This window comes from Streptomyces sp. NPDC023541, assembly GCF_055559995.1.
Genome location: NZ_JBVHJO010000012.1, coordinates 168,336 through 183,199 on the forward strand (window position 1 = coordinate 168,336; position 14,864 = coordinate 183,199).

General features: G+C 73.2%; 12 protein-coding genes. 5 read left to right on the forward strand and 7 right to left on the reverse strand.

From position 1 onward, the window contains the following. The first annotated feature begins 82 nt into the window (after positions 1 to 82). From ACZ3X1_RS27220 to ACZ3X1_RS27240, 5 genes are all read left to right on the forward strand, one after another. Positions 83 to 2,968 carry a DEAD/DEAH box helicase gene (locus tag ACZ3X1_RS27220; protein WP_467281289.1) on the forward strand — a complete coding sequence of 962 codons (2,886 nt, stop codon included), beginning with the start codon at positions 83 to 85 and terminating at the stop codon, positions 2,966 to 2,968. Further along, positions 2,965 to 4,269 (forward strand): SWIM zinc finger family protein, encoded by a 1,305-nt coding sequence (locus ACZ3X1_RS27225; protein ID WP_467281290.1) that lies wholly within the window; start codon positions 2,965 to 2,967, stop codon positions 4,267 to 4,269. Before ACZ3X1_RS27220 ends, ACZ3X1_RS27225 begins: the two co-directional genes overlap by 4 nt. A 114-nt stretch (positions 4,270 to 4,383) precedes the next feature. Beyond that, on the forward strand, positions 4,384 to 5,694 hold the full coding sequence (locus ACZ3X1_RS27230) for a GAF domain-containing protein (RefSeq protein ID WP_467281291.1): 1,311 nt from the start codon (positions 4,384 to 4,386) through the stop codon (positions 5,692 to 5,694). A gap of 54 nt (positions 5,695 to 5,748) precedes the next feature. Then, positions 5,749 to 7,272, forward strand: coding sequence for an acetaldehyde dehydrogenase ExaC (gene exaC / locus ACZ3X1_RS27235; protein WP_467281292.1), 1,524 nt, complete (start codon positions 5,749 to 5,751; stop codon positions 7,270 to 7,272). Positions 7,273 to 7,401: 129 nt separating this feature from the next. After that, the gene (locus ACZ3X1_RS27240; RefSeq protein ID WP_390076721.1) at positions 7,402 to 7,779 is read left to right on the forward strand and encodes an FKBP-type peptidyl-prolyl cis-trans isomerase; all 378 of its coding nucleotides are present in this window, start codon (positions 7,402 to 7,404) and stop codon (positions 7,777 to 7,779) included. 4 nt (positions 7,780 to 7,783) lie between these two features. Here the strand turns inward: ACZ3X1_RS27240 and ACZ3X1_RS27245 are convergent, their stop codons facing one another. The 7 genes from ACZ3X1_RS27245 to ACZ3X1_RS27275 all read right to left on the reverse strand — a co-directional run bounded on the left by ACZ3X1_RS27245 (position 7,784) and on the right by ACZ3X1_RS27275 (position 14,736). Next, positions 7,784 to 8,125: a MerR family transcriptional regulator gene (locus ACZ3X1_RS27245; protein WP_356813418.1), complete on the reverse strand. Its 342-nt coding sequence runs from the start codon at positions 8,123 to 8,125 to the stop codon at positions 7,784 to 7,786. A 234-nt stretch (positions 8,126 to 8,359) separates the two neighbouring features. Then, positions 8,360 to 8,668 (reverse strand): SCO5918 family protein, encoded by a 309-nt coding sequence (locus ACZ3X1_RS27250; protein WP_362636415.1) that lies wholly within the window; start codon positions 8,666 to 8,668, stop codon positions 8,360 to 8,362. A gap of 45 nt (positions 8,669 to 8,713) precedes the next feature. After that, positions 8,714 to 8,995 (reverse strand): CBS domain-containing protein, encoded by a 282-nt coding sequence (locus tag ACZ3X1_RS27255; protein WP_356813421.1) that lies wholly within the window; start codon positions 8,993 to 8,995, stop codon positions 8,714 to 8,716. A gap of 46 nt (positions 8,996 to 9,041) precedes the next feature. Further along, complete coding sequence (locus tag ACZ3X1_RS27260) at positions 9,042 to 10,583, reverse strand: DEAD/DEAH box helicase (protein ID WP_467281293.1); 1,542 nt, start codon at positions 10,581 to 10,583, stop codon at positions 9,042 to 9,044. Positions 10,584 to 10,890: 307 nt separating this feature from the next. Next, entirely contained in the window at positions 10,891 to 11,094 is a 204-nt protein-coding gene (locus tag ACZ3X1_RS27265; RefSeq protein WP_356813423.1) for a cold-shock protein, read from the reverse strand. Between the two features lie 414 nt (positions 11,095 to 11,508). Then, positions 11,509 to 13,128, reverse strand: a complete 1,620-nt coding sequence (locus ACZ3X1_RS27270) for an alpha/beta fold hydrolase (RefSeq protein ID WP_467281294.1) — start codon at positions 13,126 to 13,128, stop codon at positions 11,509 to 11,511. 12 nt (positions 13,129 to 13,140) lie between these two features. Further along, positions 13,141 to 14,736 carry an alpha/beta fold hydrolase gene (locus ACZ3X1_RS27275; RefSeq protein ID WP_467281295.1) on the reverse strand — a complete coding sequence of 532 codons (1,596 nt, stop codon included), beginning with the start codon at positions 14,734 to 14,736 and terminating at the stop codon, positions 13,141 to 13,143. Positions 14,737 to 14,864 lie beyond the last annotated feature (128 nt).

The following is a 14,864-nucleotide window of genomic DNA, read 5'->3' on the forward strand; positions in this document are numbered from 1 at the left end:
GCCGCCGCGACCGCGCGTTCCCGGGTCCTGAGTTGAGGTACCCTCGGCCACCCCGGCTCCGGTAGTCAAATTTGAGGAATGCGTGCTCCCCCAGATCTCCGAGCTCATCCACCGCTCCGCTGTCTTCCTTCCCGGCGACCCGGCCCGCAGCGGCCGGCTCGCCCTCTGGCAGACGGACGGACCGGACGCGGGCGTCGGCCTCAGCGTCGGCGCGGGCAGCTTCGAGGAGCTGACCGTCGTCACCCCCGACCTGCGGCGCACCAGCGTGCGGGCGCTGGTGCTGGCCATGGACGAGGCCCTGCCCGTGCTCACCCGCGCCCGCGCCCGGGCCGAAGCCGCGGCCGACAGCGGCAGCACCGCCTTCTGGGGCGCGGCCGCGCTGCTGGCGCTGCGGTTCGCCGCCCACGGGAAACTGCTGCCGGGCTTGAACCCCGCCGGCCACGACGCCTGGCGGATCGGGCCGCTGGAACCGGCCGACCTCGACGAGGTGCGCGCCCTGGCCGCCGCCATGCCGCCCGGTGCCCGCTGCCTGCCGCTGAATCCGCAGGGGCCGCCCCGTCTGCCCGCCGCCGAGCCGCTGCTGCGCGCCTTCCTCGACGCCGTCGCCGACACCCTGCCGCGCTCCCCCGCCGCGCCCGCGGCCGCCGGTGGGCCCGCCTTCGCCGCCCGCCCGGCCGAGCGCCGCCCCCGCCTGCGCGACTGGTCCGCCGAGGTGGCCGCCGGTCACGACGCCGGAGTGCGCCTCTCCCTCCGGATCGAGTTGATCCGCCAACCCGGCCGGGCACCCGCGGCCCCGGAGGCGGCCGAAGCCACGACGGCCGCCGGGGGTTTCCGGGCCGTCCTGCAGATGCACAGCCCGGCCGACGCCGCGCTGGTGGCCGACGCCGCCGACGTCTGGGCCGGTTCCGGAGCCGCCGCGGGCGCCTTCCCTCCCGGCGCCCGGTTGGACGCCCTGCGTGCGCTGCGCCGGGCCGCCCGGCTGTGGCCCCCGCTCGCCCCGCTGCTGGGCGCGGCCGTCCCGGACGCCGTCGAACTCGCCGACGAGGAGGTCACGGAGCTGCTCGGCGAAGCCGCCGCCGCGCTCGCCGCCGACGGGCTGCAGGTGCACTGGCCGCGCGGGCTCGTCCGCGGACTGACCGCCCGCGCCGTCGTCGGCTCCCGCGACACCGCAGGCAGCGTCCCGCCCTCCGGTTTGCTCTCCCCCGGCGCCCTGCTCTCCTTCAGCTGGCGCCACGCCCTCGGCGGGCACGGCGATCTGACCCCCGTCGAGCTGGACCGCCTCGCCGAGGCGAACCGCCCCCTGGTGCGGCTGCGCGACCAGTGGGTGCTGATCGACCCCGCCGAGGCCCGCCGGGCCCGCGCGCTCCAGGACCGTACGGTCGGCGCCGCGGACGCGCTGGCCGCCGTACTCACCGGGTCCGCGGAGATCGACGGCGAGCGGGTCGACGTCGAGGCCGCCGGTGCGCTGGAACGCCTGCGCGCGCGCCTCACCGGCGACCCGCAGGAGGCCGACGAGGTCGACGCCCCGCCCGGCCTGTCGGCCACCTTGCGCGACTATCAACTGCACGGCCTGCGCTGGCTGGCCCGGATGACCTCGCTCGGCCTCGGCGCCTGCCTCGCCGACGACATGGGCCTGGGCAAGACCGTCACCCTCATCGCGCTCCACCTGCACCGCAACGGCCAAGGTGCGCCAGCCGCCGGCCCCACCCTGGTGGTCTGCCCCGCCTCGCTGCTGGCCAACTGGGAGCGGGAGATCGAGAAGTTCGCGCCCGGCACCCCGGTACGCCGCTTCCACGGACCGGTCCGCAGCCTGGCCGGACTCACGCCCGGCGCCGGGGAGTTCGTGCTCACCACGTACGGCACGATGCGCCTGGACGCGGCCGCACTCGCCGCCACCGACTGGGGCATGGTCGTCGCCGACGAGGCGCAGCACGTCAAGAACCCGCACTCATCCACCGCGAAGGCCCTGAGGACCCTCCCGGCGCGGGCCCGCGTGGCCCTGACCGGCACCCCCGTGGAGAACGACCTCTCCGAGCTGTGGGCCGTCCTCGACTGGACGACACCGGGAATCCTGGGCCGCCTCGGAACCTTCCGCGCCCGCTACGCCGAGCCGGTGGAGAGCGGCCGCGACCCGCAGGCGGCGGCCCGGCTCGCGGCGCTCGTACGGCCCTTCCTGCTGCGGCGCAGGAAGTCCGACCCTGGCATCGCGCCCGAGCTGCCGCCGAAGACCGAGACCGACCACCCGGTGTCCCTCACCCGCGAACAGAGCGCGCTCTACGAAGCCGTCGTACGCGAGACCCTCGCGGCGATCTCGCAGGCCCACGGGATGGAGCGGCGCGGACTGGTGGTCAAGCTGCTGACCTCGCTCAAGCAGATCTGCAACCACCCGGCCCACTACCTGGGGGACGGCGGCGCGACCGGCGGCGCGCGCTCCGGCAAGCTGGAGCTCCTCGACGAGCTGCTGGACACCATCGTCGCCGAGGGCGGTTCGGTGCTCGTGTTCACGCAGTACGTGACGATGGCCCGGCTCATCGAGCGGCACCTGGCGGCGAGGGGGATCGCCACACAACTCCTGCACGGCGGGACCCCGGTGGCGCGCCGCGAAGAGCTCGTGGACCGCTTCCAGGCCGGCGAGGTCCCCGTCTTCCTGCTGTCCCTCAAAGCGGCCGGCACCGGACTGAACCTCACCCGCGCCGGACACGTCGTCCACTTCGACCGCTGGTGGAACCCGGCCGTCGAGGAACAGGCCACCGACCGCGCCTACCGGATCGGCCAGACCCAGCCCGTACAGGTCCACCGGATCATCGCCGAAGGCACCGTCGAGGACCGCATCGCACGCCTCCTGGAGCGCAAACGGGCCCTGGCCGACGCCGTCCTCGCGGGCGGCGAGAGCGCGCTGACCGAACTGACCGACGCCGAACTGGCCGAGCTCGTGGCACTGCGCCCGGCCGCGGGGAGTACGCGATGACCACCGGGGACCCGTACGAGAAGACCTTCGCGGCGCTCCCGCCCGCACCCGGCCGCGGCTTCGCCCGTACCTGGTGGGGCCAAGCCTGGCTGCGCGCCCTGGAGGACAGCGCGCTCGACGGGGAGCAGGTGCGGCAGGGCCGCCGCGTCGCGCGCTCGGGCGCGGTGGGGACGGTCTCGGTGCGCCCGGGCGGGCTCACCGCGGTCGTGCGCGACCGGGACGGGACGGCGCACCGGACGGACGTGCTGGTGCAGGAGTTCTCGCAGGCCGAGTGGGACCGGCTGCTGGGGCTCGTGGCCGCGGAGTCGGGGTACATCGCGGCCCTGCTGGACCGTGAGGTTCCGCCGGAGCTGGCCGAGGACGCGGCGGCAGCCGGGGTGGAACTGCTGCCGGGCATCGGGGACTTCGACCCGCGCTGCGACTGCGGCGAGTGGGACCACTGCCCGCACACAGCCGCGCTCTGCCACCAGGTGGCCCGGCTGCTGGACCAGGACCCCTTCGTCCTGCTGCTCCTGCGCGGCCGGGGCGAACGGCAGCTGCTGGACGGGCTGGAGGAGCGCAGCGCCGCGAACGCCCCGGCGCAGGACCCGGATGCGGACGGGGCCGCCGACGGGGGTTTCCCGGCGGACCTGGCGTACGGGGCGGCGCGGGCGGGCCTGCCGCCGCTGCCCCCGCTGCCGGACCTGCCGCGGGCGCCGGGGCAGCCGCCGGCCCTGGACACGGAGGCGGAACCGGACGGGCTCGACGTGGACGCGGTGGAGTTCCTCGCGCGGGCGGCCGCGGCCGAGGCCTTCCGGCTGCTGGCGGAGGCGGTCGCTCCGGGCCACGCCGACCGCGCCGTACCGGCACCCCTCACGGAGGCGCAGGACGCCGTACGACTGGCCCGCGAGGCCGATGACGTCCGGGTCCGCTCCCGTCTGGCGGCGGCCACCGGGCGCAGCAGGGCCGACATGGAACTGGCCGTTCTGGCCTGGGGCTTCGGTGCGGCCCCGGGCCTGGCCGCGCTGGAGGACGACTGGACGCCGGACCGGACCACGCTGGCCCGCGCACGGACGGCATGGGCCGCCGCCTGGGCGGACGAGGAGGCTCCGGTGCTGCGCAGGATCCGGGCCCGCTGGACGCAACCGGGAACGGGCCGGCAGGTCCGGCTGGGCCGGGAGGGGCGCTGGTGGCCGTACCGCCGCGAGGCGGGGCGGTGGATCCCGTCGGGACCGCCGGCCCCCGACCCGGCATCGGCCCTGGCGGCCGCCGGACCGGCGGACCGGGGCGGGGAACGCCGCCGCGGCAAGCCGCTCCCGTAGCGCGCGAACCGGCCGGGGCGGGCCCGCGCCCTGGCCGACGTACCGCTTGCCGGGGCGCGGCGCCGCGACGACGATGGGGGCGCTCCGGGTACCGCGGCTCCACGGGAGGGTGACATGGGCGACCGGGATCCGTCGGTGGCACTTCCGGACGGGGCCGATCCCGCCGCCCGTTCACGGGAACTGCGGCGGGCGCACGCCGTGTTCACCCGGGACGGGCGGGTGGAGACCCCGGTCAGGGCGGTCATCGCGCGGTCCTGGCGGCGGTGCGCGCGGGCCAGGCTGAGCCCGGAGTGCGCACCGCGGGTGGAGCTCGCGGAGGCGGACCTGCGCCCGTACCGGGAGGAGCACCCGCTGGCCCGGGTGATGCCGCTGTTCCGGGACCTCGTCGGCGCGTTCGCCGCGCACGGGGCGCACCTGCTGGCGGTGTGCGACGCGCGGGGCAGCCTGCTGTGGGTGGAGGGCGCATCGGCCACCCTGCGGCGCGCCGAGGGCCTCGGCTTCGTCCCGGGCACGCGCTGGGCGGAGTCCGCGATGGGGACCAACGCCCCCGGGACGGCGGTCGCGGTGGGCGAGGCCGTGCACGTCTTCGGGGCCGAGCACTTCAGCCGCCGGGTGCACCCGTGGACCTGTGCGGCGGCGCCGGTGCGGGATCCGCGGACGGGCGGGCTGCTGGGCGCGGTGGACATCACCGGCGGCGACGGTCTGGCGCACCCGCACTCCCTGGCGTTCGTCCGGGCGGTGGCCCGGGCGGCGGAGGCCCAGCTGGCCCTGGTCGACGAGGGGCCCCCGACCGCGCGGGACACCCTCACGGCCCTCGGCCGGGACGAGGCGCTGCTGGTGGCCGGTGGCCGGCGGGTGCGGCTGGGACGCCGGCACAGCGAGATCATGGTCCTGCTGGCGCAGCATCCCGAGGGCCTGTCCGGCGAGGAGCTGGCGATCGCCCTGTACGAGGACGAGGCGGTGTCACCGGTCACGCTGCGGGCCGAGATGTCCCGGTTGCGCGCGCTGCTGGGACCCGCGGCACCGCTGTCGCGCCCCTATCGCACGGCCGGTCCGCTGGACGCGGACTTCACCGCCCTGACCCGGCGGCTGGCGGCCGGAGCCGTCTCCGCGGCCCTCCACCACTATCCCGGGCCCCTCCTGCCTGCCTCGACGGCGCCCGGGGTGGTCCGGCTGCGCCGGCGGATCGAGGAGCAGGCGCGGGCGGCCCTGATCGCGCGGGCCGACGCGGGGCTGCTGGCCGACTGGGTGTGCAGTGCCTGGGGCGCCGAGGACCCGGAGGCGTGGCGGGCGCTGGCCGCGGCGCTGCCGCCCGAGGGCCGGCCGGCCGCGCTGGCCCGCGTACGCGCCCTGGACCGTGAGCTGGGTGCCCGGCCGGGCGGGCACGGGCTGTGTGCAACGTATCCGCAACCTGCCCGCTCCTAGCCTCCACCCCAGCGCTGTCCGACGGCGGCCGGCGCCCGGCAAGGGGAGGACACCATGGCCCGTTACGCTGCGCCCGGTACCGAGGGGTCGCTGATGTCGTACGCGTCCCGCTACGACCACTTCATCGGCGGCGAATACGTCGCGCCCGCCCGCGGCCGGTACTTCGCGAACCCCTCGCCCGTCAACGGCCAGACCTTCACCGAGGTCGCGCGGGGCACCGCCGAGGACGTGGAGCGGGCACTGGACGCGGCGCACGCGGCGGCGCCCGCCTGGGGCCGGACCTCGGTCGCCGACCGGGCGTCGGTCCTGCTGCGCATCGCGGACCGGACGGAGCAGCACCTGGAGGCCCTCGCGGTCGCGGAGACCTGGGAGAACGGCAAGCCGGTACGCGAGACCCTGGCGGCCGACCTGCCCCTGGCCGTCGACCAGTTCCGCTACTTCGCGGGCGCGCTGCGTGCGCAGGAGGGCGCGCTGAGCCAGATCGACGACGACACGGTCGCCTACCACTTCCACGAACCGCTGGGCGTGGTCGGTCAGATCATCCCGTGGAACTTTCCGATCCTGATGGCCGTGTGGAAGCTGGCCCCCGCGCTGGCGGCGGGCAACACCGTGGTGCTCAAGCCGGCCGAGCAGACCCCGGCCTCCGTCCACTACTGGCTGGGCCTGGTTGCGGACCTGCTGCCGCCGGGGGTGGTGAACGTCGTCAACGGCTTCGGCGAGGAGGTGGGCAAGCCGCTCGCGTCCAGTCCGCGCGTCGCGAAGGTCGCCTTCACCGGGGAGACGGCGACGGGGCGGCTGATCATGCAGTACGCGGCGGAGCACCTGAAGCCGGTCACGCTGGAACTGGGTGGCAAGAGCCCGAACCTCTTCTTCGACGACATCTGGTCGCAGGACGACGACCTGCGCGACAAGGCCCTGGAGGGTTTCACCATGTTCGCGCTGAACCAGGGCGAGGTGTGCACGAACCCCTCGCGGGCCCTGATCGAGCGGGGCCGGTACGGGGACTTCCTCGACGCGGCGGTGGCCCGCACCGAACTGATCGTGCCGGGGCACCCGTTGGACACGGACACGATGATCGGGGCCCAGGCCTCGGAGGAGCAGCTGAAGAAGGTCCTGTCGTACGTGGACATCGGCCTGCGGGAAGGCGCGAAGCTCCTGACGGGCGGCCACCGCCACGAGCTGGAGGGCGAGCTCGCGGGCGGCTTCTACGTCCAGCCGACCGTCTTCGAGGGCGACAACCGCATGCGGATCTTCCAGGAGGAGATCTTCGGACCGGTGGTGTCGGTGACCGCCTTCCAGGACTTCGAGGACGCCGTGCGCATCGCCAACGACACCGCGTACGGCCTGGGCGCGGGCGTGTGGACCCGCGACGTCAACACGGCCTACCGGGCGGGCCGGGCGATCCAGGCGGGCCGCGTCTGGACGAACTGCTACCACGCCTACCCCGCCCACGCTGCCTTCGGCGGCTACAAGCAGTCGGGCATCGGCCGCGAGACCCACAAGATGATGCTGGAGCACTACCAGCAGACCAAGAACCTCCTGGTCTCCTACTCCCCGAAGAAGCTCGGGTTCTTCTGAGCGCTGCCGTCGACGGGCCGGGTGGGACGGGACCGGGGTCGGTGTCGTAGCGTGATCGTCCACTGCACGGGGTGACCGTGCGCCGGCTGGTCCGTACGAGAGCTTCCGGCGGAGACTGAGGAGGCTGCGATGAACGAACCGACGAAGCCCGTGATCGAACTTCCGGGGGGTGACGCTCCCCAGGAGCTGACCATCCGGGACCTCGTCGTGGGGGACGGGCCGGAGGCGAAGCCGGGCAGGGTCGTCCGGGTCCACTACGTCGGGGTCACCTTCGAGTCCGGAGCGGAGTTCGACGCCTCCTGGGACCGGGAGCAGCCGTTCAAGTTCGCCGTGGGTGGTGGCAGGGTCATCAAGGGCTGGGACCGGGGAATCAGGGGGATGAAGGTCGGCGGCCGGCGAGAGATCATCGTTCCCCCGCGCCTCGGCTACGGCAACCAGTCCCCCTCGCCGTTGATCCCGGCTGGTTCCACGCTCGTCTTCGTGGTGGACCTGCTCTCGGTGGTCTGAGGGGTCACTCAGGCCTGGCGGGCGGGTCGCTGGATTCGGCGGCGCGGCGGTATTCGGCGTTGATGCGCTGGGCTTCTTCGAGCTGGTCCTCGAGGATGATGATGCGGCAGGCCGCCTCGATCGGGGTGCCCTGGTCGACGAGTTCCCGGGCGCGGGCGGCGATGCGCAGCTGGTAGCGGGAGTAGCGGCGGTGTCCGCCCGCGGAGCGGAGCGGGGTGATGAGGCGGGCTTCGCCGATGGCCCGCAGGAAGCCCTGGGTGGTGCCGAGCAGCTCGGCGGCCCGGCCCATGGTGTAGGCGGGATAGTCGTCGTCTTCGAGACGGCCGAACGAGTCGTCTGCTGTCATTGCACCTCACTCAGGGGACGCGTGAAGGGGCCCTGGCGCCGTACTGGCACCAGGGCCCCGAAGGAACTACTACACCATCTGCCCGCTCCGGTACCGCGCCGACCTTCGGATCCCGTGGGTGAGCGTCGCCCCGGCATGCGCGCAGGGCCCGACCGGCTGTGTGCCGGTCGGGCCCTGCGTGGCCCCGGGTGTCGGCGCGCGCCTTCCCCGGTCAGCCGGTCAGCGGTCAGCCGGTCAGCGGGCCGCCGTGCCGAGCATCGCCGAGGCGTGCTCCAGCGGGCTGAGCACGCGGGCGGGCGCTGCCGCCCCGGGGAGGCCACGGCAGGTGAAGCCGAGCTGGGTCATGGCCCGCAGGACTTCGCCGGCACTGAAGTCGCGGCGGTCCTGGCGGGTGATGACCTGGCCGACCTGTTTGACGGGGTAGGTGCGGCGGCCGATGGTCACGGACTCACCGGTGACCTCCTCGGGCTTGACGCCCTTCATCGATTCCAGGACGCCGCTCCTGGTCAGGTCGAACGGGAAACGGGCGATGACGCAGCGCATGGTGCCTCACAGGCAGAAGGGTGGACGGTTCGAACGCGAGGCGGTTCAGCGTGCGAGGGCCGGGACGTCGCGGAGCCTGAGCCGGTCCGTGTACGCGTCGCCGGCTCGGACGGCGGCGAGCTGGGCCTGGGTGACCCGGCCGGTGTACACACCGGACTGGTCGCAGACGAGCAGATGCCCCTCGCGGGCACTGGCCATGACGGACAGGGCCACTTCCACCGTCATGTCGTCACAGATCTGCGGGACGGCCGCTTCCGGGGCATCGCCCGCCGTGCGGTGGCCGGAGTCGGCGTTCCGGGGGCGGAACGGCATCTGGATCAGCGTCAAATCGTGCCTCCTGCAGGGTCGGGTCGGCTTGCCGGTCGGGTGGCTCTCAGGCCGCCGCGTCGAAGGCGGGCCGACGCCCGGCCACGCGCCGGGCCGCCGAAGCGGAACTGCGCCGGCCGCGGGAGGCTGTGCTGCGCTTGGACCGCTCCGGCACCGGCGCGGTGATGGTGACGGGGACACCCGTGGGGGTGCGTGCGCCGGTGATGCGATGGAGTGCGTCGTCGCCGGAGCGGACCTGAGTGGCCTGGGGAACGATGCCGGCTGCGGTCATGAGGCGGGTCATCTCACGGCGCTGGTTGGGGGTGACCAGGGTGACGACGCTGCCGGACTCGCCGGCGCGGGCGGTGCGGCCGCCCCGGTGGAGGTAGTCCTTGTGGTCGGTCGGCGGGTCGACGTTCACGACGAGGTCGAGGTTGTCGACGTGGATGCCCCGGGCGGCGACGTTCGTGGCGACGAGCACGTTGACGTGTCCCGTCTTGAACTGGGCCAGGGTGCGTGTGCGCTGCCCCTGGGACTTGCCTCCGTGCAGGGCGGCGGCACGGACCCCGCTGCGGAGCAGGTCCTGGGTGAGGCGGTCCACGGCGTGCTTGGTGTCCAGGAACATGATCACCCGGCCGTCGCGGGCGGCGATCGCGATGGTGGTCGCCTGCTTGTCCGTCCCGTGGACGTGCAGCACGTGGTGTTCCATGGTGGTGACCGCGCCCTGCGAGGGATCCACGGAGTGGACGACGGGGTCGGTCAGGTAGCGGCGGACCAGCAGGTCGACATTGCGGTCCAGGGTGGCGGAGAACAGCATCCGCTGGCCGCCGGGGCGGACCTGGTCCAAGAGGGCGGTGACCTGCGGCATGAAGCCCATGTCGGCCATCTGGTCGGCTTCGTCCAGGACGGTGATCGCGACCTGGTTCAGGTGGCAGTCGCCGCGGTCGATGAGGTCCTTCAACCGCCCGGGCGTGGCTACGACGACCTCGGTGCCTCCGCGCAGCGCTCCGGCCTGCTTGCCGATCGACATGCCGCCGACGACGGTGGTCAGGCGGAGCTTCACGGCGCGGGCGTACGGCGTGAGGGCGTCGGTCACCTGCTGCGCCAGCTCGCGGGTCGGGACGAGGACCAGGGCGAGCGGCTGGCGCGGCTCTGCGCGCCGTCCGGCGGTACGGGCCAGGAGGGCCAGGCCGAAGGCCAGGGTCTTTCCGGAGCCGGTACGTCCTCGGCCGAGCACGTCACGGCCCGCGAGGGAGTTCGGCAGGGTGGCGCCCTGGATCGGGAACGGCACCGACAGCCCCTGGGCCCCGAGCGCGGCCAGCAGCTCGGCGGACATGTCGAGATCGGCGAACGCCTCGACCGCGGGCAGCGCGGGAGTGATCGTCTTGGGCAGGGCGAACTCACCGCCCACCGCGGCGGGCCGCCGGCCGTAGCCGCCGCCCGAGCGGCTCGGGCCCCCCGAACGGCTCGGGGCGGACGAACGGCTCGGGGCGGACGAACCGAAGCGGCTGCCCCGGCCCGAACCGGAGCCGGACGCGGAGTCGAACGCGGCGCCGCCGCTGCGGCCTCGGGTACGGGAAGAACGGTTGTTCGTACGTGTGGGGTTCATGCAGAACCTTCCTTGATACGGCACGCATCAAGGAATTCCCTCCACGGAAGAACATCGCGGGGAATCACGAGAACGAGCCGAAATGAATTGCGACAGCCGACGTGAGCGCAGAGAATCCGTGCCGGCGCAATCGCTGAAACAGGTGATGTCTTACGGAAGCAGATCCGGAAAAACAACGGGGGCGGCGCAGAGGCGGCGGCATCCCTGGAATGCTACGTTCTCGCAGGTCGAACCACTGCGGAAATACGTGCAGCTGGGGCCCGCACCCCGAGGGATGCGGGCCCCAGCTACGAAGCACGCGTCAGCGTCAGGCGAGAACGATGTTCTCGGCCGTCGGGCCCTTCTGACCCTGCGCGATGTCGAAGTTGACCTTCTGGCCCTCGTTCAGCTCACGGAAGCCCTGGGCGGCGATGTTCGAGAAGTGGGCGAACACGTCGGGGCCGCCACCGTCCTGCTCGATGAAGCCGAAACCCTTGGCCGCGTTGAACCACTTCACTGTGCCTGTAGCCATGTCATATCTCCTTTGGGGCAGTACAACGGCGTCCGCACCGTGCGAACACCGTGTCGCCGCGATGATTCCCCACCGGAAAATGACCGGAAATACGAAGCGCCCCCTGCGGCGCGATGGCCGGCCGGAGACGCCTGAAGTTTTTGGGTACCAAAACTGCAACCGAGATCGACAGTAGCACGTCATGGACGGTTGCGTACGACCGAGAATTACAGCAGCGGGCGGAGCCCAGAAAATCTCCCTGCGGGATCCGCTCAATTCTCAGAGCGCGGGCACAGATATTCTTTCGCCCCGGCGCGGCCGATTCCGGGCGCCCGTACGCGGCCGGCCGCGTACGGGCGGCTGCGAGCACCTGGGGGCGAGAGCAGGATTCTGCCGGGACCGTCGGACAGGGCCGGACAGGCCCACAGGGCCGGATCAGGGGGCGATCTCGAACTCGGGTGCCTTCAGGTTCTTCAGGCATGCGGTGTCCGGTGCCGCAGGGTTGTCGAAGAACGACACGGCGATCTCCTGCGCGCACTTCGACGTCGCGAACACCACGTGCGGCTCGTACGGGACCGTGACGGCCTTGGCCTTGGCCAGCGTACGGGCGACGTACTCACCGTTGTCCGCACCGGTCTGGGAGTCGAAACCGCCCGACAGGGCGAGGGTCGGGACGTCGCCGCGCGTGGCGTCACGGAGGGAGCGTGGCGCCGCCGGGACGTTCCAGACGTCGCAGTCCGGGCGGAGGAAGGTGAGCTGCGGCGCCTGTGCCTGCACCGAGGGCGGGAAGGACGGGAAGGTCTCCTGGCCGCCCCGGAGCGCCTGCTCCTGGGTCTCGTACGGCGTCCACTCACTGCAGAAGACGCCGTAGACGAGACCGTGCGCGATCCTGCCCATGGCCTGGGGGCTGAGCTTGCCGCCCGCCCACTGCTGGGCGATCCGCTGCGGCTTGCCGTTCGCCAGCTCGTCGAGGGCGGCGGGTACCTGGGGCGCCACGTGGGTGGCCGAGGTCATCCAGTTCACCAGGGCTCCGCCGTCGAGTACGACATTCACCGGCTTGTCGCTCCCGGGGAGCGTGACGGTGGTGGTGACCGGCTCGGCCTCGAGTTGGCGGACGAGCCTGTCGAAGGTCGCCGACAGGTTCGGATAGCGCTTGTTGCACGCCGGCTGGTCCGCGCAGGCCTTGAACAGGCCGTCGAATCCCTGCTTGGCGCTGCTCCAGGTCGCCGCCGAGCCGGCCCTGGACGGCGGGAGGATGCCGTCGATGCCCACCGAGCGGAGTCCTTCGGGGTGCAGGCGCATGTAGACCAGGGCCAGGTGGGTGCCGTAGGAGATGCCGTAGAGGTTCCACCTCTCGATGCCCAGCGTCTTGCGCAGGTCCTCGTAGTCGGCGGCGCTCTCGATGTCGTTGTAGGCGCTGAGGTCGATCCCGCGGGCCGCGAGCTGGTCGCGGCAGGCCTTCGTGGCCTCGACGTGCAGGCGCTCGGTGGCCGGGGCGTCGTACGGCAGGCCGACCGCGCGTGCGTTGAACTCGTCGATGTTGGGGCACAGGAGGTTCGGGTCGGCCGAGTACGTCCCGCGCTGGGACATGAAGATCACGTCGCGGTCTCGGTTCAGGCCGCCGTCGATCGCCATCTTCGCCTCCCCCACCGCGTCGTCCCCGGGGCCGCCCGCGAGCCAGACGATGGGGTCGGCCTTCGGTGCGTCGGTCGCCGCCGGGACGATCGCGACGCCGAGCCGGATCGAGCGGCTGTCGGGCTTCCCCCGGTTCTCGGGCACGGTGAGCGTTCCGCAGCGGGCCCCTTCGAGGGCCTCGATCGGTTCCGGTGTCTTCGGGCAGGGGCCCGGTTCGAAGGCGGCGTCACCCACGGTCCGGGCGACGGTGCCGGTCGGCGCTCCGGGGGTGGGGTCGGGGCCGGTGCCGGTGCTGCTCTGCGCCCGGGCGGGCGCCGCGAGCAGGCCCGCGACGAGGAGGGCGGCCGCGAGGCCGGCCGACGACGTAGCCAGGAGCCTTCCGGCGGAGCGGGGACGGCGGGGCGCACGGGCGTGGGTCATCTGCCCTCCCGGTCATTCGGGAATGATCGTGAACGGTTTGGGCTCCACGTCGTCCACGCAACTGGTGTCGGGCGGGGCGGTCGGACGAGCGAAGAACGAGGCCAGGACACTCTGCGCGCAGGGCGACTGCGGGATCACCCAGTGGCCGATTCCGGGGACAAGCACGGAGGTTGAACGGGACAGGTTGCGGGCCACGTCCTTCGCCCAGCTCGCCCCCGTCTTCACGTCGAACGTGCCGGAGATGACGAGCGCGGGCACCGAGCTGACCGTGGGCACCCGCTGGGCGGCCGCGCGGTCCGCGACGTCCCAGGTCCGGCACGCCGGGTACTGGAAGGGAAGTTGCGGCACCTGGGCGAGGACCGTGTCCGGCCACTCGGGATAGACCTTGCGACCGGCGTTCAGCACGTCGGTCTCCGAGAACCCCGGCGCCCACTCGCCGCACACCACGGACTGCGTCAGGCCGTGTGCGAACTCGCCGGTCTTCTGGACCGATCCCGCCGCGCGGGCCTTCGCGAAGCGCCCCGGGTTGCCGGCCGCGAGCTCGTCGAGCGCCGCCGGCAGGTCCTCGGGCCGGGGGGAGAAGGCGACGATCAGGTTCAGGAGCGCACCGCCGTCGAGGACGACCGTGACGGGCTCGCCCCCGCCGGGCGGCTCGACGTTCAGCGTCAGGGGACGGGCCTCCAGCCGGCGCACCTGTTCGCTCAGCATCCGGCGGAAGTCCGGGTAACGGTCCTTGCAGGCGGGCTGTGCCGCGCACGCCTCGATGATGTTGTCGATGCCCTCGGCCGTGCTGGCCCATGTCCACGGCAGGGTCACGTGTTGGGGAGGCGTGATCGAGTCGATCGCGAACGCGCGGATGCCCTCGGGGTGCAGGCGCAGGTATGTGAGGGCCAGGTTGCTGCCGTACGAGTAGCCGTAGACGTTCCACTGACGCAGTTTCAGCGCCTTGCGCAGGTCGGCGAAGTCGGCGGCGTTCTCCGTGGTGTTGTAGGCGCTCAGGTCGACGCCCTGGGCCGTGAGGCGGCCGCGGCAGTCCTTGACGGCTTTCAGCATGAGCTGTTCGGCCTGGTCCGAGTCGTAGCCGAGGCCGACGGCCTGCTCGTTGAAGCGGTCGACCTCCGGGCAGGCGAGGTTCGGCTGGTCGTAGAGGTTGCCGCGCTGGGCCATGATGATCAGGTCGCGGTCCTTGTTCAGGCCGGAGTCGACGAGGAAGGGAATGTCGTCGAAGGTGTCGGCGCCGGGGCCGCCCGCCATGAACACCACGGGGACCTGTGCGGGCTTCGCCGGGTGGAGGGCCGGAATGACGGCGACGGCCAGTTTGATGGTCCGGCCGCCTGGACGGGAGCGGTTCTCGGGGACCTCCAGATGGCCGCAGAGTGCGTCGCCCAGGGCCTCGATGGGCTCGGGCGGCTTCGGGCAGGGGCCGGGCACGAAACGGGCCGCGGCCGCCTGGCCGGGGGACCGCGAGTCCGATGGCGGGGTACCGCCGGGCGCGGGGGCCTCGGTTGTGGGCGCACCGCCCGTGGCGCCGCCGGGTACGGGGCCGAACGCGGTCAGGCAGACCAGTGCGGCCGCGGCGGTCACCGCGTGGATGGTGTGCTTCGGCATGGGTTTCGTTCCTCTGCCATCATCGACGGCCGACCTGCTGGGCAAGGCCGCAGCGGTTGGGGCGGAACGCTCGGTCTCGACGCTACCGGCTGCACCGTACGCCCGCACGTGGAGCGGATCAGCGACCC

What these genes read in the sequence shown, in the direction of transcription:
- exaC (WP_467281292.1), top strand. Translation starts at nt 5,749, where the DNA reads ATGGCCCGTTACGCTGCGCCCGGTACCGAGGGGTCGCTGATGTCGTAC.
- ACZ3X1_RS27240 (WP_390076721.1), top strand. Translation starts at nt 7,402, where the DNA reads ATGAACGAACCGACGAAGCCCGTGATCGAACTTCCGGGGGGTGACGCT.
- ACZ3X1_RS27265 (WP_356813423.1), bottom strand. Translation starts at nt 11,094, where the DNA reads ATGGCTACAGGCACAGTGAAGTGGTTCAACGCGGCCAAGGGTTTCGGC.
- ACZ3X1_RS27230 (WP_467281291.1), top strand. Translation starts at nt 4,384, where the DNA reads ATGGGCGACCGGGATCCGTCGGTGGCACTTCCGGACGGGGCCGATCCC.
- ACZ3X1_RS27260 (WP_467281293.1), bottom strand. Translation starts at nt 10,583, where the DNA reads ATGAACCCCACACGTACGAACAACCGTTCTTCCCGTACCCGAGGCCGC.
- ACZ3X1_RS27245 (WP_356813418.1), bottom strand. Translation starts at nt 8,125, where the DNA reads ATGACAGCAGACGACTCGTTCGGCCGTCTCGAAGACGACGACTATCCC.
- ACZ3X1_RS27225 (WP_467281290.1), top strand. Translation starts at nt 2,965, where the DNA reads ATGACCACCGGGGACCCGTACGAGAAGACCTTCGCGGCGCTCCCGCCC.
- ACZ3X1_RS27275 (WP_467281295.1), bottom strand. Translation starts at nt 14,736, where the DNA reads ATGCCGAAGCACACCATCCACGCGGTGACCGCCGCGGCCGCACTGGTC.
- ACZ3X1_RS27250 (WP_362636415.1), bottom strand. Translation starts at nt 8,668, where the DNA reads ATGCGCTGCGTCATCGCCCGTTTCCCGTTCGACCTGACCAGGAGCGGC.
- ACZ3X1_RS27270 (WP_467281294.1), bottom strand. Translation starts at nt 13,128, where the DNA reads ATGACCCACGCCCGTGCGCCCCGCCGTCCCCGCTCCGCCGGAAGGCTC.